The sequence below is a fragment of the Helicobacter sp. MIT 05-5294 genome (assembly GCF_000765675.1).
GTDB lineage: Bacteria > Campylobacterota > Campylobacteria > Campylobacterales > Helicobacteraceae > Helicobacter_D.
The window spans coordinates 1-18,910 of record NZ_JRPA02000011.1; the positions used below are offsets into that span (position 1 = coordinate 1).

Annotated in this window: 19 protein-coding genes and 2 pseudogenes; 4 read left to right on the forward strand and 17 right to left on the reverse strand. The window is 36.0% G+C overall.

Annotated elements, in window-relative coordinates; genetic code table 11:
* Positions 1-185 (forward strand): hypothetical protein (locus LS69_RS10855; RefSeq protein WP_238699214.1); only part of this gene is annotated, 185 nt, incomplete at its 5' end.
* A gap of 48 nt (positions 186-233) precedes the next feature.
* Positions 234-1,670: a catalase gene (locus LS69_RS06565; protein ID WP_138123364.1), complete on the forward strand. Its 1,437-nt coding sequence runs from the start codon at positions 234-236 to the stop codon at positions 1,668-1,670.
* A gap of 47 nt (positions 1,671-1,717) precedes the next feature.
* Here LS69_RS06565 and LS69_RS06570 read toward each other — a convergent pair whose 3' ends face one another.
* The 9 genes from LS69_RS06570 to LS69_RS06610 form a co-directional block, all read right to left on the reverse strand.
* On the reverse strand, positions 1,718-2,173 hold the full coding sequence (locus LS69_RS06570; protein ID WP_138123366.1) for an ankyrin repeat domain-containing protein: 456 nt from the start codon (positions 2,171-2,173) through the stop codon (positions 1,718-1,720).
* A gap of 17 nt (positions 2,174-2,190) precedes the next feature.
* Positions 2,191-5,280 (reverse strand): type I restriction endonuclease subunit R, encoded by a 3,090-nt coding sequence (locus LS69_RS06575; protein ID WP_138123368.1) that lies wholly within the window; start codon positions 5,278-5,280, stop codon positions 2,191-2,193.
* 195 nt (positions 5,281-5,475) lie between these two features.
* Entirely contained in the window at positions 5,476-7,071 is a 1,596-nt protein-coding gene (locus LS69_RS06580; protein WP_202978663.1) for an RNA-directed DNA polymerase, read from the reverse strand.
* A complete protein-coding gene (locus LS69_RS06585) occupies positions 7,064-8,296 on the reverse strand; it encodes a restriction endonuclease subunit S (RefSeq protein ID WP_238699231.1) in 1,233 nt (410 codons plus the stop codon). Before LS69_RS06585 ends, LS69_RS06580 begins: the two co-directional genes overlap by 8 nt.
* Positions 8,297-8,313: 17 nt before the next feature.
* Positions 8,314-9,078, reverse strand: coding sequence for a CAAX protease (locus LS69_RS06590; RefSeq protein WP_138123374.1), 765 nt, complete (start codon positions 9,076-9,078; stop codon positions 8,314-8,316).
* Positions 9,079-9,330: 252 nt separating this feature from the next.
* Positions 9,331-10,824 (reverse strand): class I SAM-dependent DNA methyltransferase, encoded by a 1,494-nt coding sequence (locus tag LS69_RS06595; RefSeq protein WP_138123376.1) that lies wholly within the window; start codon positions 10,822-10,824, stop codon positions 9,331-9,333.
* Positions 10,825-10,941: 117 nt separating this feature from the next.
* The gene (locus tag LS69_RS06600; RefSeq protein WP_138123378.1) at positions 10,942-11,520 is read right to left on the reverse strand and encodes a phosphoglycerate mutase family protein; all 579 of its coding nucleotides are present in this window, start codon (positions 11,518-11,520) and stop codon (positions 10,942-10,944) included.
* A 37-nt stretch (positions 11,521-11,557) separates the two neighbouring features.
* Positions 11,558-12,037, reverse strand: a complete 480-nt coding sequence (locus tag LS69_RS06605) for a DUF4136 domain-containing protein (RefSeq protein ID WP_138123380.1) — start codon at positions 12,035-12,037, stop codon at positions 11,558-11,560.
* Positions 12,031-13,809 carry a DUF262 domain-containing protein gene (locus LS69_RS06610; protein WP_138123382.1) on the reverse strand — a complete coding sequence of 593 codons (1,779 nt, stop codon included), beginning with the start codon at positions 13,807-13,809 and terminating at the stop codon, positions 12,031-12,033. Before LS69_RS06610 ends, LS69_RS06605 begins: the two co-directional genes overlap by 7 nt.
* Before the next feature lie 218 nt (positions 13,810-14,027).
* On the opposite strand from LS69_RS06610, the gene LS69_RS06615 reads away from it, so the two are divergent.
* Together LS69_RS06615 and LS69_RS06620 are read left to right on the forward strand one after the other, a co-directional pair.
* Positions 14,028-14,663 carry an HAD family hydrolase gene (locus LS69_RS06615; protein WP_138123384.1) on the forward strand — a complete coding sequence of 212 codons (636 nt, stop codon included), beginning with the start codon at positions 14,028-14,030 and terminating at the stop codon, positions 14,661-14,663.
* A gap of 39 nt (positions 14,664-14,702) precedes the next feature.
* Positions 14,703-14,975 carry a hypothetical protein gene (locus LS69_RS06620; RefSeq protein ID WP_138123386.1) on the forward strand — a complete coding sequence of 91 codons (273 nt, stop codon included), beginning with the start codon at positions 14,703-14,705 and terminating at the stop codon, positions 14,973-14,975.
* Between the two features lie 112 nt (positions 14,976-15,087).
* Here the strand turns inward: LS69_RS06620 and LS69_RS10860 are convergent.
* The 8 genes and pseudogenes from LS69_RS10860 to LS69_RS06655 all read right to left on the reverse strand — a co-directional run bounded on the left by LS69_RS10860 (position 15,088) and on the right by LS69_RS06655 (position 18,820).
* Positions 15,088-15,900 (reverse strand): annotated as a pseudogene (locus LS69_RS10860) (protein kinase family protein).
* Positions 15,836-16,153, reverse strand: a complete 318-nt coding sequence (locus LS69_RS10865; RefSeq protein WP_238699216.1) for a hypothetical protein — start codon at positions 16,151-16,153, stop codon at positions 15,836-15,838. The pseudogene LS69_RS10860 and the gene LS69_RS10865 overlap by 65 nt, the downstream one beginning before the upstream one ends.
* Positions 16,150-16,323: a hypothetical protein gene (locus LS69_RS10465; protein WP_194145455.1), complete on the reverse strand. Its 174-nt coding sequence runs from the start codon at positions 16,321-16,323 to the stop codon at positions 16,150-16,152. The genes LS69_RS10865 and LS69_RS10465 overlap by 4 nt, the downstream gene beginning before the upstream one ends.
* Before the next feature lie 28 nt (positions 16,324-16,351).
* Positions 16,352-16,672: a multidrug efflux SMR transporter gene (locus LS69_RS06635; RefSeq protein ID WP_138123392.1), complete on the reverse strand. Its 321-nt coding sequence runs from the start codon at positions 16,670-16,672 to the stop codon at positions 16,352-16,354.
* Positions 16,669-17,115, reverse strand: coding sequence for a multidrug efflux SMR transporter (locus LS69_RS06640; RefSeq protein WP_138123394.1), 447 nt, complete (start codon positions 17,113-17,115; stop codon positions 16,669-16,671). Before LS69_RS06640 ends, LS69_RS06635 begins: the two co-directional genes overlap by 4 nt.
* 299 nt (positions 17,116-17,414) lie before the next feature.
* On the reverse strand, positions 17,415-17,783 hold the full coding sequence (locus LS69_RS10870) for an HNH endonuclease signature motif containing protein (RefSeq protein ID WP_238699219.1): 369 nt from the start codon (positions 17,781-17,783) through the stop codon (positions 17,415-17,417).
* A gap of 38 nt (positions 17,784-17,821) precedes the next feature.
* Positions 17,822-18,007, reverse strand: coding sequence for an HNH endonuclease (locus LS69_RS10875; protein ID WP_238699221.1), 186 nt, complete (start codon positions 18,005-18,007; stop codon positions 17,822-17,824).
* Positions 17,988-18,820 (reverse strand): annotated as a pseudogene (locus LS69_RS06655) (site-specific DNA-methyltransferase). Before LS69_RS06655 ends, LS69_RS10875 begins: the two are co-directional and overlap by 20 nt.
* Between the last annotated feature and the right edge of the window lie 90 nt (positions 18,821-18,910).

Below are 18,910 nucleotides of genomic sequence, written 5' to 3' on the forward strand. Positions count from 1 at the left end.
AAATAATAGTTAAAGAACATTTACTTTTTCACTCTAAAATATTTTTAGCGCAAAAAAGGAAATGGAATTTTAGCAAAGTTAGCTTAAGGGGAGTTGAAAGATTCAAATATTTTTTTAAAAATGTTAATATTTATAATTTTATAGATATATCTAATTTTTATTTATTAATAATTATTCTCTTTTAATAATAAAATGCTAAAATTAGTGCGTTCATTAACATTTAAGGAGAAAATATGAATCAAAAACTAACAACAGCGACCGGAACGCCATTGGCAGACAATCAAAATTCCCTTACAGCTGGCAAAAGAGGTCCTACGCTTTTGCAAGATACTTGGCTTTTGGAGAAATTAGCGCATTTTGATAGAGAAAGAATCCCAGAACGCGTAGTTCATGCCAAAGGAAGTGCTGCTTATGGTGAGCTAACCATCACGCAGGATATTACGCAATACTCCAAAGCAAATATTTTTAGTTCTGTGGGCAAGAAAACTAAAGCATTTTTAAGATTTTCCACCGTTGCGGGAGAAAGAGGCGCAGCAGATGCAGAACGCGATGTGCGAGGATTCGCATTAAAACTCTACACCAATGAAGGTAACTGGGATATTGTGGGAAATAATACGCCCGTATTTTTCATTAAAGACGCAATGAAATTTCCAGATTTTATCCATACACAAAAAAGAGATCCAAAGACCAACTTAAGAAGTGCTACGGCTGCATGGGATTTTTGGAGCTTGCATCCCGAATCCCTGCACCAAGTAACCATTCTAATGAGCGATAGAGGAATCCCGCGAAGTTATAGAGAAATGCACGGCTTTGGTAGCCACACTTATAGCTTTATCAATACGAATAATGAGCGATTTTGGGTGAAATTTCACTTTAAGAGTATGCAAGGAATCCACAATCTCACCAACAAAGAAGCAGAGGCAATCGTCGCTAAAGATAGAGAATCCCACCAAAGAGACTTGTTTGAAAACATTGAAAAAGGGAATTTTCCCAAATGGAGATTCTGCGTGCAGATTATGCCAGAAATTGACGCAGCCAACTACAAAGTCAATCCCTTTGATTTAACGAAAGTTTGGTCACACAAAGATTATCCGCTAATTGAAGTGGGAATTTTAGAGTTAAACAAAAACCCAGAAAATTATTTTGCAGAGGTGGAACAAGCAGCCTTTAATCCAGCAAATATTGTCCCGGGAGTTGGGTATAGCCCAGATAAAATGCTACAAGGAAGACTTTTTAGCTATGGGGACACACAAAGATACCGCTTAGGAATCAACCACTCCCAGCTTCCCATAAATGCTTCTATTGCGCCTGTTTCCAATACACACCGAGATGGGTTGATGCAAATGGGCAAATTTGGCGGAGCAAGGAACTACAATCCAAGCATTTATGGAGATTATAAAGAAGATATGAATGCGATTGAACCACCTCTGCACATACAAGAAGGCGATACAATGGATAGATATAATCATCGCGAATATGAGGAGGATCATTTTAGTCAAGCGGGGGATTTGTATCGTTTAATGAGTGAAAGCCAAAAGGAAGTCCTATGCCAAAATATCAAAGAAGCAATGGAAGGAGTCCCAGCGGAGATTTGTAAGCGACAAATTGAACATTTTACTAAAGCCGACCCCGCTTATGGCAAGAGAGTAAAAGAACTTTTGGGGCTATAAATGCAGTTTGCGGAATCCTTTTGGATTCTACAAACACAGAAAAATCGCTAAAATCCCCCCGCCCAAAGCTTTTTAAAAAAGCCTATTTTTCTATTGGAATATTTGGCAAGAAGCTCTAAAATTTCTTTTCTGCGAAACATAATCGCAAAGTCATAAGGCGTCATTCCCATAGGATTCTTAAAATCGGGGTTTGCTCCATTTTCTAAAAGAAGACGCGCAATTTCTGCATAGCCTTTATAGCATACACCCGAAAGCGGGGTAAGGTTTTTATCATTAGCTTTATCCACTTCAGCTTTGTATTGTAATAGCAGTTTGACACACTCTAGGCTATTATGATAGCTTGCAAGCATCAGCAAAGAATCCCCTTTATGATTTGTGAGGTTTGGATTTAATCCATTTTTGAGCAAGGTTTCTAGGTTTTGAAAGTCATTATTTCTTGCCATATCAAACGACATTGCACAAAGCTCTTCTAATTTGCTTTGTTCTTCGGGTGTGAGTTGCATGGGGTTGCTCCTTGATATTAAAGTTTAGATAGTTCTTCCGCTACAAGTTCGGCTTGTTCAATCACCCTATCCACCGCGAGTTTTTGCATATCTGGCGGATAGCCATATTTTTTAAGCACTCTTTTAACCGCCACACGCAGCTTTGCCCGCACGCTCTCTTTGTGTTGCCAATCAAGGGTGATATTTTGCTTGAGTGTATTAAAAATAGCAATGGCAAGTTCTTTGAGGTTACCTTTGCTCATTAGCTCTCTTGCGCTTTCATTTTGTGCGACAGCTTCATAAAAGGCATATTCATAATCTTTTAGCCCCAAATCTTGCTTTTGTTTCTCATTTAATATGAGTTCTTTGCTTAGGGAAATCAGCTCTTCTATCGCTTCACTCACGCTAATGAGATTGTTTTGATATTTGTGCATTGTCTTTTTGAGCCGCTCCATAAGACTTTGAGCCGAGATTGTATTTTTCAGTCGTGCAGAGAGTTCATCATTTAAAATCTTTTGCAAAGTTTGCAAGGCAAGGTTTTTGTGTCGATGATGTGCAATTTCACTTAAAAATTCTTCTGATAAAATGCAGAGATTTGGTTTTGAAATCCCCGAAGATTCTAATAAATCAATCACCCCATCGCTCACAATCGCATCATTAATGATTTGCTTGATTGCGCTTTGCGAAATTTGAGCCTTACTCTCCTCTTCTTGCTCATATTTCTTTAAACTTCTTTTTATCAAATCAAAAAACGCAACACCCCTTGCTAGATTCTCTGCTTCTGCACAAGGCAATGCCATAATATATGCTTTTAAAAGCCTTGTTGCAAAGTCTAAAAATCGTTTTTTGCCATTGTCTTGTGCAAGGATAGATTCGAGAGTTTGGGCGATAAAAGCGAGTTTGTCTTGAGTGGAGAGATTGAAATATTCCAAAGGGTTAATGCCACAAAGCATTTGCAAAAGAATCTCATAGTTTTCTTGCATTTTTGCAATAGCTTTGTCTTTATCCTCCACAAACTCACCCTTGCCACCGCTTTGGGTATAAAAATCTAGTGCGTTCTTTAACTCATTTGCGATTCCTAGATAATCTACAACTAGCCCAGCGGGCTTGTCTTTATACACACGATTCACCCTTGCAATGGCTTGCATAAGATTATGCCCACTTAAAAATTTATCCATATAGAGCGTATGCAAAGGTGGCACATCAAAACCTGTAAGCCACATATCGCAGACAATGACTAATTCTAACTCATCATCAATATCTTTAAACCTCTTTGCAATCTCGCTTCTTTGTTCTTTGGTCGTGTGGTGTTTGGCGAGCTTTACACCATCATCACTATTTGCAGTGATGATAACTTTGAGTTTGCCTTTTTGATAAAATTCATGATGCCAAGAGGGCATTAAAGCAATGATTTCATCATACAAAGAAGCCGCAATCTCTCGGTTCATACAAACAATCATTGCTTTTCCTCTTAACACCTCTTGCCTTTTACTAAAATGTGCAACAATATCTTTTGCTACAACCTCAAGCCGCTTTTTTGCACCAACAATCTCACAAAGTCGCGTGGCTTTGGCGTTGATTTTGTCTTGTTCCTCATTTGCAATCAACTTAGAATCAAGCTCTTTTAATATCTCTTGCCCCTCAACACTAAGCCCAATTTTAACCAACCGACTTTCATAATAAATCTTCACCGTGGCATTGTCTTCTACCGCTCTAGCAATATCATAAATATCAATATATTCTCCAAAAACGCGCCGCGTGTCTGCGTCTGCTTTTTCTATGGGTGTGCCGCTAAAACCTAGATAAGTCGCATTTGGCAAAGCATCTCGCAAATATTTAGCATAACCATAGCGGAGCTGTGCCTCGTCATTTAACCTTGCCTCAAAGCCATATTGGCTTCTATGGGCTTCATCGCACAAGACAATAATATTTTCTCGCATACTCAAAAGTTCAAAGCTCTCACTTTCGCTTCTAAATTTTTGAATCGTGCTAAAGATAACGCCCCCACTTGCTCTTTTGAGTTTTGTTTTTAAATCTTCTGTGCTTGTTGCCATTATGGGTTCTGTGCGTAAAAGCTCTTTTGATTTTGCAAAGGTCTGATAGAGTTGCTCATCAAGGTCGTTTCTATCGGTGATGATTAGTAATGTCGGGTTTCCAAAAGTTGCAATCGCCTTTGCACTAAAAAACACCATTGTAAGGCTCTTGCCGCTGCCTTGTGTGTGCCAAACCACCCCGCCTCTTTTATCATTACACATTGCAATTTTGACTGATTCTATTGCCTTTTGCACTGCATAATATTGGTGATATGCAGCAATTTTTTTAATGATTTGCATGGTTGATATACCCGATTTGTCGCTCAAAATTTGCTTTTCAAACACGACAAAAAAGCGCAAAATCTCTAAGAGCGTGCGAGGTTTTAAAACCTCAAGGATTTCTATGGAGAGCGATTTATCCTCGCTTCGCCATCGCATAAATCGCGTAAAATCTGCGCTTAAACTCCCAACCTTACTATTTAGCCCATCGCTTAGCACACACAAAAGATTTGGGATAAAGAGATGTGGAATCTGTGCTTTGTAAGTTTGAATCTGCTGATACGCACTTTCTAAAGTCGCGTTTAAGTCGAGAGGATTTTTAATCTCACAGACGACTAAGGGCAAACCATTCACAAACAGCACAATATCCGGTTGTTTTGGCATTTGCGCATGAAAATATAGTTGGTTACACGCGACAAAGGTATTATTTGCTAGATTCTCAAAATCAATCAGGTGTAAGAGAATGCCCCGCGTCTCACCCTCGAAAAACACTTCAAGCGGGATTCCGCGTGTGAGATAAGCGGTGCATTTGGCATTTGCCTCTAAAAGTTCAATATTTTCAAGGGCTTTGAGCTTTTGCAATGCCTCATCAAGTAAGCGTTCTTGTGTTTCGGTGTTTAGGTTGAGATTGCAAAAAGTCTTAGAATCTGCACTCAAATTAATCCTATGCACCGCTTCTCTAAAGACATTTTCTAACACCCACTCGCTGCTTGTGCGCTCTAAATCTTTGCCACTCTTGCATTGATAGCCTAGAGTTGCCAAATGCTCAAGGAGTAGATATTCTATGGCTTTTTCGTTGAGGGGGTTGGTGGGCATTATTTTTCCTTTCGTTGTGTTTGGTGATTTTGGAGGTGCGAATCGATTCGCACTAAATCTATATCTTACCCCAAAAACTCTTGCAAGAGTGTATCTCACATCTTTGAAAAGCTTAAAGAGTGGGGATTCTATGTTGATTTATTGAGTGGGTTTTGCATGGGGTTTTCCTTCTTCTGTTTCTTCCACGACCAATGATTAAGATGTTGCATCACTTAAAAAGTCTTTTTTAATGAAAGATACACCTTTTTGTTTAATTGTTTTCCAGTCATCTTTAAGAGATTTTTCATCTAATACTTCATATACAAACAACCAATATTCATCAATATTATCAGTAAATGATTTTGCTAATTTTTGATAATTTTTTACAGCTGAATTACCTATAAATTTTTTATCATGCAAGTATGCTAATAGTAACAAAACAGCGTCATCAGTTTTCTCAACAATTTCAAATAAATTATCCCGAATCTTAAAATTATATTTTAACGCAAAATATAGGGCATAACTCATTGCTTCAAAAGCATTTTTTTTTCCAAATTCAAAGATATTTGTTGCTATTGCTTTTATTGTATTTTGTGGTAATTTAAATATTGAAAAGACATATTCATCTATCATTCCAATTAAATATGGATAGATTAATACCAAATGATGAATGGTATTTATAAAATATTGTGTAGCTCTAAAAGACAGTTTCTTTTTTGCTATGACTTTTATTGCATATTTTAATATCGCACTATTTTCATTATTTTGAGCCGTTAAATCAAGTGCTGTATCTAAATATGCTCTTGTGGTGCAAAAATCAATTTCATTATTTTTCTCTGTATCATCTTTAGGATATTGGTTGTGAAATAAAAATAAATTTAACTTTCTTACCCAATGTTCAGTAGAAGCTATAGGCAATGAAAGTATTTTTGTTTTTTTGAGGTTTAATGTTAAATCATATTTTCTTAATTCCATAGACAAATCAATCAAAAATTGTTCAGCTTTTTCCATTGTTTCAACATAGCAATCATAATCATCAATATTTCTAATATAGCTATAATTTTTATTGTACATTTCTTTGTCAATAGCAGTTAAAATAATCTCCGAAATGAGATTTGATGAATGACAACCTATTAATATTCCATGTGTTTCCGAATCTTTTAAATTTCGTGTAGCTTCATCTATTTGATTAAAATATTTGTTATTATCCCTTCTACATTCTTTAGCTGTAGATTTTTCAGTTAAAGCCCAAGCTATAGCATGTGTGTATATACTCGGGAAACAATTTGATATGTCCGCCTTTACCAAATATTTTTTACCTATCAATAGGTTTGGTTCTGGATAATCATCAACTTCAAAGTTTTTATAATTCATTTCAAAAAGATGTTTTTTGTCTTTAAGCTTTCTTATATGAATCCTGCTTATTTTGTGTTTTTGTTCTTGTGTTTTCTCTTTAAAATGTTTAAGTAACTTATCCCAATTTTTGGATAAAATCTTACATTGATAATAGTATGCAAAAGGGTTCGGTATTCCTAGAATTCTAGGGATATTGGTATTTCTAATATTTTGGTAATTAACATATTTATGAGCTTTTTTATAAGCTTTTAATCCATTAGTATTATTTTCATCTTTACAAAAATCTAAAAAATACTCGGCAGTCAAAAATGGAGGAATTTTTTCTGCAAATAATCCATATCCAAGCAATCCATCAAATAATTCATCTGTCGAAATATCATGTAATAATTTGCAATAAGAATTGGTATCTACTTCGACTTGATTAGAAGATAAGATATTTCCATTTGTTTTACTCACTTCGCACCTCCATTTTTTCATTAAAAATTTTTGATAAAACCAAATCTCGCATTTGTTCGAGGGCTAGAATCTCTTTTGCATTGTGGGATATTTTATCAAAAAATCCCTTAGCCTGAATCTGAAAATAATCAAGTGTTTCTTTGTCAGGTAGAAGCAAGGGATAATTTTTTATTTTTTCTACATTAAGATTCTGTTGCGCTGAACCCGAAGCTAATAGGTTTAAGTTTTCCCTTTCATTTTTCAAAAATAAAAAGACAAACTCCTTACTACTTTTTGTCTCATCAACCACCAAACCGCAAGCCGCTTGATTAAAAGCCGATTCTTGAGTTAAGATTCCAAGCCTCCCCACCGTTGGGCTTGCATAAATAGCAATTATAACCGAATCTTTGGGGAATAATTTGGCAGATGAATTATTCAAGCCCTCATCTGTAATTTGTTGAATACTTTTAAATAGAAAATTATCATTTAATTCTTTGGTTGAATACCAATTTATGTTTCCACCATAATAAGAATGTTGTTTGGTAGAAGGTGTCCCTCCTGACTGAATTTTAAGACATATATTCTCTAGTGTTGTTTTCTCCCATTCATTGCAGTTGGGATTCTCTATAAAGTGATGGCGGAAGAGAGTGAGGGCGAGGGATTCTAAGGTTTGGTTTTGGCGGTGGAGTAAGTCGATTTTGTCATCAAAGCTACTTAAAATCTCCGCGATTTGGTTTTGGATTGGGAGAGGCGGGAGGGAGATTGTTAGGCTTTCAAAATCATTTTTATTTAAAATAGGAACTGCCGTTCCGTCTGTCCCAAAGATTCTTAAAATAGGATACATATCAACCAGAGAATAATATAAAAAGTTATAGTTTATCATATTGTTAGGGATAATAGCATTGATTTGCTGATTTGTTATGGCTTGCACTTTATTTATTGCTACTTTTCCCATATCTGAACCAATACAAGTTACTAAAACTGAATTTGGAGGCAAAACAATTCTTGAAAATCTATCTACGCCCTCATTAGAAATTTTTCTTGCCGAATCTGAAGCATACTTGCAATAGTTTTTATAGTCTGTGGGAGTAATAAATAGCATAGAATCTCCCCAATCTTGTGGGTTATTTTGTGAGGGTGTTTTACCTGTAATCACTTTACCCACTTCCCCCAACCTTACTTCCCTCCATTCCTCTTTATGGAGCGATTCGAAGAAGTTTGTAAGATTTTCATTGCACAAAGTCATTTTATTCACCATTGTTCCTAATTATCATAATGATATTGTAATGCAATGCAGCTTTGAATCTCCCCTATATTCGTAGCATCGTAGAGGTTATATCCTAAACGCAAAAGCAAGATTTCTAAATCTTTTTGAAATCGTATTTTGGTCGGCTTATTGTGAAAAATCTCATTTCTTGCGTTGCGGATTTGGTCGATTTTGTCTATCAAATGTGCTCTTGTGCCATAGCTTGGGAGTGGTTGGCTTTTGTATTCTTTGGATTCTGTGAATAATGAAGAAAGTTCGCTCCAATGATTGGCTAAAATTTGCTTTAAATCCCCTAAGGAAAATATGTCAAAAACATCAAAAGTATTTTGAAAGTCAGAGATTTGTAAATGTCTTTTGTGCGTAATGTCTGCAATTTGCTTTAAAAGTCTGTTTTCCTTTGCATTTTGGCTTTGAGATTTCAGAAACCAATCGTCTTTGTCATTGTTGTATAGATTTGCGATTTCTACTGCTAATGTGCTACGCAAGGCGTTTTCAAAGCAATGCAGAAGTAAAAATTTAGCTTGATGCTCTTTGCGTCTTTTATTGTAGATATTCATAATCGTATCAAAAAGATTATCAGTAGGGTATTTCGCTAATATTTTTTGCGTTTCTTTGCATGCTCCCCATAAGTATCGATGATGTAAAACCCTTATACTTTGCTTGATGCGGTTTTCAAAATCAGGCGTTAATAAATGTGAATAATGAGTAAAAAGTTCTTTTATCTTGTGTAAGTTTTGAGATTCTAAACTAAAATTACTCATCGCAATTTCCTTATTAATATTGTATTTATCTTTGCTTTGCTATAATCTCGCTAATTCAGAGGTCTTACTGCCATGAATGGCGGGTGCTCCTTAGTGAGAGGATACTCTGAATTTCTTTTTCACTATTTTATCTAACTAATCCTTACTTAATAAAATCCCATTTCTGAAAGTCTCATTATAGATTCTTTTTATGGATTTCCTCGCTTAAATCTACCTTGCAAAACCATCTTTAAGCATTATAACATAAACTGGCTACTTGTTTTCACCGCCCAGCAATGCTAGGTTTTGCAAGATTTTCTCGCTCAAAATCTGCTCCTGCGCAATCTGCTTTTCAAGCTCGGTTTTGAGCCGCGAAAACTCGCTTTCAAAGTCAAAATCTTGCTCATCTTCAGCCAAACCAACATAGCGTCCGGGCGTGAGGACAAACCCAAGCTTTGCAATCTCTTCAATGCTTGCACTCTTGCAAAATCCCTTGATGTCTTCATATCCCGCATTGTTTTGCCATTTATGGTAAGTCTCTGCGATAGTTTCTATATCTTTTTGGCATAAGATTCTGTTTTTGCGGTTAATGAGTTGCCCACAATTGCGTGCGTCTATAAAAAGTGTGTTTGGGTGGTTTTTGCCGCGTCTAATAAACCACAAACACGCGGGGATTTGGGTATTTAAGAAAAGCTTTGCAGGGAGATTGATAATACATTCTATCAAATTAGATTCGATAAGATTTTTGCGAATCTGCCCTTCGCTGCTTGTGTTGCTTGTTAGCGAGCCTTTGGCAAGCACAAACCCAGCTCTGCCTTGTGGGGCGAGGTGGTAGATGAAATGCTGAATCCACGCATAATTAGCATTTCCGCTTGGTGGTATTCCAAACTTCCAACGCCCGTCATTTTCTAGCAACTCACCGCCATAATCAGAATCATTAAAAGGCGGATTAGCGATAATAAAATCAGCTTTTAAGTCTTTATGTGCGTCATTAAGAAAACTTCCCTCGCTATTCCATTCAACCTGTGAAGAATCAATCTGTCGAATGGCGAGATTCATTTTCGCAAGTCGCCAAGTGGTTTGGTTGCTCTCTTGTCCATAGATTGAAATATCATCAATCTTGCCTTGATGACTTTGCACAAAAGCTTCACTTTGCACAAACATTCCCCCGCTGCCACAACATGGGTCAAACACGCGCCCTTTGTAGGGTTCTAAGCACGCGACAAGCAGTTCTACGACACTCTTTGGCGTGTAGAATTGCCCGCCTTTTTTGCCCTCACTTAGTGCAAACTCACCCAAAAAATATTCAAAGATATGCCCCAAAATGTCGTTATTATGGACACTATCACCCTGCAAGGATTGGTTTGAGAGTAAATCAATCAACCCACCAAGTGCGATAGAATCAAGATTTTCTTTGGCATAAACTTTGGGCAAAACGCCTTTGAGGCTTGCATTTTCTTGTTCAATTTCTTGCATTGCTTTATCTAAAATTGTGCCAATATTGCTTTGTTTAGCTTGGCTCATAATATAATCCCACCGCGATTTTGGCGGGACAAAAAACGCATTATGCGCATGGTATTCGTCTCTATCTTCTGTGTCTCCACCCTCATTTTGCACGATGTCAAAGATAACTTGAAAACTATCACTAATATATTTCAAAAACACCAGCCCAAGCACGATATGCTTGTATTCTGCTGCGTCTATGTTTTTGCGGAGTTTGTCGGCGGATTTGAAGAGGGTTTTTGCTAGATTTTGTGTTGTTGCCATTGTTTGTTTTGCCTTTTATATCTTTCAAATTTGGAACACTTATTTTGTGTGCTTTTTATAAGATTTTGTATTTTGGCATTATAGCCTATTTGTTTCAGAAATGAGATTCTAAAGTTTTTAGGGTATCCATTCGATAATTCCCTGTTGTGGGTGATTTGCCCTCCATTGCAAGAGTTCTTCAAGAGTTTTGACATTTCCCTCTATCACTGCCTGATAAATTTCTATTCCTGCAATATGTGTTTCATCAGGTATTTCATATTTGAGTTTAAGAATCGTCTCTTTTTGTTCTGTACTCATTATTGCAAGGATTGCTTCTGCTTGTTTTTCAAAATATCCTGCATATTTGCTGCCTTGCACGATATGAATCATATCAATTTGCCATTCTTGCGTGTCTTGATACCACGCGTGCCATTCTAGGCAATTATCTTCTTGGTCTAAAAGATTGCGATATTGTATATGAGTAATGCGAGGGTTGCTCGCAATTTTTGCGATAGCGGCAAAACTTTGTGCAATATTCAGTTGTGGTGTATAGATATGAAAGTCAATATCACGATGTTTGGCGAGCAAACCCATTTTGAGCGAACCAATAAGGTTAATTTGCGCACCGATACTTTGCCAAGCCTGCTTGATTTGGCATTCTTCGATAATCGCAAAAGCTTTTTGTTGGTTGGTCTGTGCGAGTTGGGAGGGGTGCATAAGAGTTCCTGCAAAATTTAAATATTAATACTAATTTTTATAAGTCTTCCAAACATCTTGTGATAGCTATTCTTATATCATCGGCTTCTGTATCTCCTTGTCCTTCAGCGGTGCAAATAAATACAGGCTCTTGAGTTTTAGCATTAAGAATCTGAATAGATACTTCAAGCGTATAACCAAACCCCACATCTCTTCTGCCTCCTTGTCCATATTTAACCACAAGTGTTTGAGTAGGATTAGTGATATTCTCTACAATGATAAATCCCTTTTTCATTAAAATACCAGAGATAATATCTGTCGGATTAATACTTTTAGATAGGCTGTAAGAATATCCTCCACTTGTCCCATATCCCACATAGCCACTCCCCACACTAGAATTTAAAATTTGTGTCTGCCCTACAAAGGCATATTTATAACTACTTATATCCCCAAATCTTTTTACCTCTACGGGCTTTAAAACAGCTGCACAACCCGCAATGAATAATAAACCTAAACATATTAATAATACCCTCACCATTGGCTCTCCTTTTGATTTTTATTTTGCAAAGCTTCTATATCCCAAATTTTGAAAAAATCTTGCATGAGTTTTTGTGTTCTTTCTCTTATATTATCTTCATTCCATATCTTTTTATCAAGTATTTCTCGAGTGATAAGCAAATCAGCACAATTTTTAATACAATTCTTGCGAGTGCCATCGCCCTCAAGCTTGATTTTCCAAGAGGCATTTTTGATTGAACTATTAAGAGAACCTTTTAGGAGTGTCATATTACCTATTTGATAAATCAAATCCTCCGCGTGTAATTCATCTTTTGCAATTTTTCTCCAATTTTCTTCCCAAGATTCAGGCATAAGATGTTCTAATGTCCATTTGTAAGAAAGCTCTATACTATCTTGCTTTTCTTTATTAATGTATCGTCTATAAAGCTCTATCCAAAATAAAATTAATGCCGCTTTTTTGTTTTCAAGATAATCATCTTTAGACATTAAACAATCTTCAATTTTATATTTTTTAGGAATATCTTTTAAATTATCCCTTAAAAATTCCAAAGGTTTATTTATGTCAAGTTTTCTTGTAATATTCGCAAACATTTTATTATACTCTTTTGTACTTTCACTGCACAACCAACGGGTTAAAATAAAAATCTCTAATAATTTTAAGCAATCTTTCAGTGCATCATCTTTATTTTTTAATTTCAATTTCAAAGCTAAGATTAAAGGCATTATAGTGTTTGTATCTGTGATATTTAAAATATGAAATAAACGCTGCTCATCATTTACAAAACACAAAGGAGTTTCTTTTGTGATGTGTGGGAAATTCTGATAAATCAAAGCATATTCTTTAATCTTTTTCAAAAAAGATTCTAGCTTCTTTGTATCAAAATTTTTTATTTGTGTCTTATAAATATCACTTAAATTTTCTAAAGTATCCTTTTCAACATCAAAAAAGCCTCCAATAATCGCAAAAGCGTGTAAGAAAATCTCACTTTGCACCCTTTTTAATCTTCCTGTGCTAACTTCTTCTTCCCAAAATTCTTTGTTCTCTTTTGTTTCAAATAAACACTCCCAATATTCTTGATAAAGTCTTTCATAATCAGAATTTAACTCCATAGCTTTTGCAAAAAGTGCATTTTTGATAATATCAGTTGCTGTTAATTTTAAGCCTGCAGTATTAATTGAGTCGAATATTTTTTGTTCATCTTCATTTGTATCCAAATTAATAGTTACCCATAATTTAGAATTAAGAATAAAATTTAAAAAATCTTTATAGGATTTTTCTTTGTTTATCTGCTCTGTAAAATATTCATAACAGCGAATTAATTTATCCTTTATCTTTCCCTTATGCTTACCTTCTTTATATCTTTCAATATCTTGCAAAGAAGCAAAATCCTTCGCTTGTAAAATTTCATTAAATGAAATTCTATCGATTTTAGAATGCTGAATTTTTGGACTTTTTTCCTTAGTCGGTTTCTTAAATAAATAATTTGCATAATCTACTTTATCATCAGATTCCAATTTATCATATAAAGACTTTACCAGAATAGAAAATGTCGTCAATCTTTGTTGCCCGTCAATCAAGCTTCTCTTTGTCCCCTCTCCTGCACTCGTAGAAAGTTGCTTGAGCACAACAGACCCTAAAAAATGCTCCCTCTTATTTGCGTAGCTATCTCTCAAGTCTTCAAGAAGTTGCTCCCACTGCTCTTCCTCCCATACATATGCCCTTTGAAAGAATGGAATTTCAATCAAAGATTCTTGCTCCATAAAACCAAAATTATTTTCATTTGCTTTCATTCCCCACTCCTTTTATTTTAATTTTAAACTCATTCGGCAATTTTATAAAAAACTTAAGAAACAAGAGCTTAAAACGCTTCTTCCGCTGAAGCTTTTAGAACAATAAAATAAGATAAAATGACAAGTTAAGATAACCACAATCAGTCATTTCTTACCCCATTTAGTCTATAATGCCATAAACCACCAAATCCAACAATAAACACGCCAAAGGAGCTACAATGCTAAATGTCATCTTTGATATGGACGGGACGCTGCTTGATAGCGAGGATTCTATTTGTGCAGCCATTGCGGAGATTCGCCATGATAGACATCTCCCTCCACTTCCCAAATCTACTATCCAGCACGCGATTCATACGCCCGGCATAGATTGTGCGAAAGTCTTTTATGAGATAGAGAATTTTCCGCATAGAAGTTATAAAGTCGGCTTTGAAACATATTTTAAAAAGCATTATGAGCAAGCAGTATTGTTTAAAGGGGTGCGCGAAATGCTTGCATCTTGCAAGACAAAAAACTACTTCTTAGCTCTCGCTTCTAATGCCCCACACGATGGGCTTCAACCTATTTTAGCGAGACACAATATCGCGGAATATTTTGATAGTATCATCGGCACGAATTCAAGCATAGAATCCAAGCCCAGCCCGATGATGATTTATAAGATTTTAGAATCTGCACCTTTTACGCAAAGTGTGTTTGTAGGGAATTGCGCCAAAGATGAGGGAGCAGCGCGTAATGCTAAAATTCCTTATCTCCAAGCAAAATGGGGCAGTGATGAGAAAAAAGAGAATGAGTTTTGCAATGCAGAGGAGCTTTTAGCCAAACTTGAAGCCTATGAGCAGGGTTCTAAACCAATGTGAATCTAGTGATATGGCATTAATTGCTCTAAATCGTGCTTTTTGGTAAAACATATCTTTAAAGATGAAATCGGCGAGGCTTATGCTAAAATCAAGCTCGTAACCTTTAGTTCGTATGATGTCAAGGATTTTGATGATGTGATTCATATTGGAGATTTTATCAATGATGTGAACGCTTTGCCAACAAAAAGAGGCTCGAGTAAAATGGTAAATTGCGCACTTATTACGGCGATGAGCCATTTTACCAAAGATAATGGCTTGAAAAAGGAGATTTACCTCATCACCGATAGAGACAAAAAGCGAGATTATCCCTAGCAAAACGCATAAAATCTATGACCCAGATAATCCCGATAATCCTGTGGAGTGATAGAAACGATAAGGGCAGTCACAAAAGCTTGATTATGGGCTTTATGATTTTGTCGCATTGCTAATCAAGTCGTAAAACTAATATATGAAAGAATTGGTTTTGATTTATGGTGGAATCTTTGGAATCCTTTAGTTTTTGTTTATCGCATTGACTGCAATAATCCAAAAAAGCTTTTTCTAATTCATCTAATGTTTTGTATCTTTCCCCTATATTTCCGCTTATTTCTTTATCAAGAAAAGAATATTTTATCCCATTGTTATTAGTTTTTCCTGCTAACACAAAGAACAAAATGCGAGTTAATGCAAATATTTCATGGTGTTTAGCATAGCCATCAAAACCCACCCTTGATAAATCCGAACAATCATTAAAAGAACCCTTAATTTCTGTATTTTCATTTGTTAATTCACTATTTGGTATTTTAACTAATCCAAAATCAGAAATTTTTACCACAAGTAAATCGTTATCATATTTTTTAAATAAAATATTATTTGAACTTATGTCTCTATGGAGTATATCTTTAAAAAGATATACTTATAAGGCTTTGATAATTTGTAAGCCTATATTTTTCCTTATTTGCATTTCTAAGCTATTGTTATGTTTATCAATATAAGACCTCAGGGCAAAATCAGCATATTCCATAACATATTCATTTCTTTGAGGATTAAACGAATAAACTTCCAATATATAGGGATTATTAAATGATTTCATTGTGTCAAATTCAAGTCTAAATCTTTTCAGCTCTTTTTCACTTAATCCGCTTTTTGCTCGTTTTAATACAAAATATTTATTATAAAACTCATATTTATATTTAAAAACTTGGGCATAAGAACCTTCGCCAACTAGTTTTAAATTTACTGATATTGTTGGATTCATTATTTATGAAATCCTTACGAACATAGCCTTTTATACCTACAATAGTATATCTTTGAATCTCTTTTCCACCCAAAACCTCATAAGAATCTTTGCTTTTGTTTTTTTGGATTTTATTTTGAAAACTTCCGCCTCTAAAACATTCTGCCAAATCTAATAAATTGATTTTGTGTTTTTTAATTTTAAGTCTAATTTCTAACTCTTCTTTGCTTAAATTATTAGGGGAAAAGTCAAATAAATCAAAATTTTTTATCAATCATTATAGGTTTGGGCTGTAATGCCTTTTTGCCTAGCAAAAATTATCATTTCAAGCAACACATAGCTCCACGCTTTGCCACAATCAGCAAGTAAAAAGAATGTTGGTTTGAGGAAATCTCTTACTTCTTTCCGATTTACAATATATACGAAAGATTTGGGAATAATCAAAGAATTAACTCCTTGATTTTTATATTCTCTACCCCTCAAGATTAAGCAACACCACCGCGCATAGCACGAGTGCGATGCCCACATAGCCGATTGCTCCAAGTCGTTCTTTGAAAAACACATATCCTCCCACCGCTGTGCCGATAATCCCTACTGCACCCCAAGTAGAATACGCGACGCTAAGGGGTAGGGTTTGTATCGCAAACATAAGCGCGGTGAATGCAGCCCAAACCATTAGAATACAACCAATTGTGTAGCCTTTATGTGTGAAAGCATTGGATTTTTTCAAAAATAAATTCGCGATGATGTCTAGCACCGCCGCCAACACCACAAGCCCCAACGCCCAGCTCATTGGCTCTCCTTTTGGGCTTCGTGCTGTTGGGAGTTGCGTTGGGATTCTTGCTCGTTTGATTCCATGCATTCCATAGATTCAGCCGCCTTTTTAGCTTCTTTAGCTTCGCTTTTCTGCGCCTTAATCTCGGCATAGTTAATCAGCCCAATGCCACAAAAGCTAAGCAGGATTCCCAACTTTTGTGTCCAAAATAGCTCCTCACCAAAATAAAAAAGGCTAATCCCCACGACACATACCGCACCCAAGACCTCCCAAATCGCGTATGCTACGCTGATTGAAAGTCTTTTGAGTGAGAGTGCCATAAAATAATACGAAACCACGAGCAAAACGAGCATTGACACAAAGCCAAATAACGCGCCCTCACTTGCTTTCATTAGATTAACCGCTAACACTTCAGTCGAGATTGCAGCGACTAAAAGGCAATACGCGACTTTAAGGCTCATTGTTTAGCCTTTGGCAAATGTGGTGCGAAAGGGCAAAACTCGCAATAACAGATTCTCACTACTTTTCCTTTAGATTCTTTGATGTCTCAAAGCATTATAACCCACGCAAGGTTTAAGGCGTCTTAAGCCCCTAGCGCGCGACCAGCTTTAGCCCCACCACGCCAATAAGCAACAACACAATCAGCCCGATTTTGAGTAGCGAAAACGGCTCACCAAACACCACAATTTCAGCTAGTTATTGTTGCTCCTTTATTTGATTTCTATAATTTCTGTTTATGCGTTCAGAATCTGAAATATCCCTAATCCTTTTTCCATACAATATGTCCATTAATATTATGCTTTTCATAAACTTCTAGCACATCTTCTAAAAAATCTATAAGTTCTTGTTGGTTTGATTCCTTTGTGCTTTCTAGCATTCTTAAAAACATTTTCTTACCTGTTTCGGTTTGTTTGAGATTCTTTTTGAGGAAATTATGTTTGCTGCAAAGCGTTTGCCCATTTTCTAAAGTCGCTTTGCCACCCAAATCTTTAGGCTTGATATGGTCAATATGGAGCTCTACTCTTTCTTTTTTGCCCATACCACAGATAACACATTGATAATTATCTCGCTCCAAGATTTGCTTTTTAAGTTTTGGGCTAAAATCCTCCAAATCATCTCTTAAACTCACAAAATCTGGGTCATAACGATAGATTTCTTTTGCAATTTTTACAAATAACCTTTTTGGTGCAAACTTCTTATGCCCCTATCTGGGTCGCGAAAAACTTTGCCTGTGCGTTTTTGCCACTCATTTACTACCCAATCCACAACTTCAGAGCGTGCAACATCTCTTTTAGGATTTGCCTTAAAAAATTCCATAATCAAATCAAGCTGACTACCTTGTTTTTCGCTCATTAAATAATCCTTTTTCTTTTTTCATTGTTTCTAAAAATCGCTTTTTACTAAGTTCACAATATTGCTTATCAAGTTCAATCCCAATAAATTGACGATGGTTAAGGCAAGATTCTATCATTGTTGTGCCACTCCCATTAAAAGGGTCGCACACCAACATCGCCCACAAAAGAAAAAAGCTTGATACATCGCTTGGGCAACTCTCTAGGAAAGGGAGCAGGGTGTCCGATACGCTTTTTGGATTCTCCATATAAATGTCCATAAACCATTTGTCCAAGCCATAAATTCTTCTTTGCTAATATCGCTCTCCCCTTTATGCTTTTTCTTCCACTCACCCTTATAAAGCACAAGAATCAACTCCACAGGCGCAATGACATAGGGGGCAGAAGCACTTAGCCAACTTCCCCGAGCAGTGCGGCGTGAGATGTTGCCCTCATTCCAAACAATTGTGCTATGATATTTCTAGCCAACTTCTTTAGCAATTCGTGTTAAATCCGCGCCTACAGTTTGTTGCCCACCTTTATTTTTATCCAGCGGAATATTAAGGCAAAATCGCGCTTCATCTTTTGCCCAAAAATAGCAATTTACTATCCATTGTGCGCTAAATTTTAAGTATTCTTCATAATTTTCAGAATCTACATTAGAATTGTAATCTATACCGACACTATAAGGAGGCGAAGTGATGATTAAATCAAGGCTTTGAGGTTGTAAAAGTTTTTTATCAAGCACAGAGGAATGATAGAGTATAATATTATCAGCAATAGACAATGGATCCCCATCATCGCTTGTCAATGTCTCTATTTGTGTCTTTATCATTTGTTTCTCTAGTGTTGAAATATTCCAATTATATCATCTTTTCACTATCGTTTAGAATCTGCGCATTTTATGTGCTTCAAGCCGCTCATT

Coding starts and splice junctions, on each gene's coding strand:
- LS69_RS06570 (WP_138123366.1), bottom strand. CDS start 2,173: ATGCAACTCACACCCGAAGAACAAAGCAAATTAGAAGAGCTTTGTGCA.
- LS69_RS06575 (WP_138123368.1), bottom strand. CDS start 5,280: ATGCCCACCAACCCCCTCAACGAAAAAGCCATAGAATATCTACTCCTT.
- LS69_RS06600 (WP_138123378.1), bottom strand. CDS start 11,520: ATGCACCCCTCCCAACTCGCACAGACCAACCAACAAAAAGCTTTTGCG.
- LS69_RS06640 (WP_138123394.1), bottom strand. CDS start 17,115: ATGAGCCTTAAAGTCGCGTATTGCCTTTTAGTCGCTGCAATCTCGACT.
- LS69_RS10875 (WP_238699221.1), bottom strand. CDS start 18,007: ATGAGCGAAAAACAAGGTAGTCAGCTTGATTTGATTATGGAATTTTTT.
- LS69_RS06565 (WP_138123364.1), top strand. CDS start 234: ATGAATCAAAAACTAACAACAGCGACCGGAACGCCATTGGCAGACAAT.
- LS69_RS06610 (WP_138123382.1), bottom strand. CDS start 13,809: ATGAAAGCAAATGAAAATAATTTTGGTTTTATGGAGCAAGAATCTTTG.
- LS69_RS06605 (WP_138123380.1), bottom strand. CDS start 12,037: ATGGTGAGGGTATTATTAATATGTTTAGGTTTATTATTCATTGCGGGT.
- LS69_RS06615 (WP_138123384.1), top strand. CDS start 14,028: ATGCTAAATGTCATCTTTGATATGGACGGGACGCTGCTTGATAGCGAG.
- LS69_RS06590 (WP_138123374.1), bottom strand. CDS start 9,078: ATGAGTAATTTTAGTTTAGAATCTCAAAACTTACACAAGATAAAAGAA.
- LS69_RS06595 (WP_138123376.1), bottom strand. CDS start 10,824: ATGGCAACAACACAAAATCTAGCAAAAACCCTCTTCAAATCCGCCGAC.
- LS69_RS06635 (WP_138123392.1), bottom strand. CDS start 16,672: ATGAGCTGGGCGTTGGGGCTTGTGGTGTTGGCGGCGGTGCTAGACATC.
- LS69_RS06585 (WP_238699231.1), bottom strand. CDS start 8,296: ATGACTTTGTGCAATGAAAATCTTACAAACTTCTTCGAATCGCTCCAT.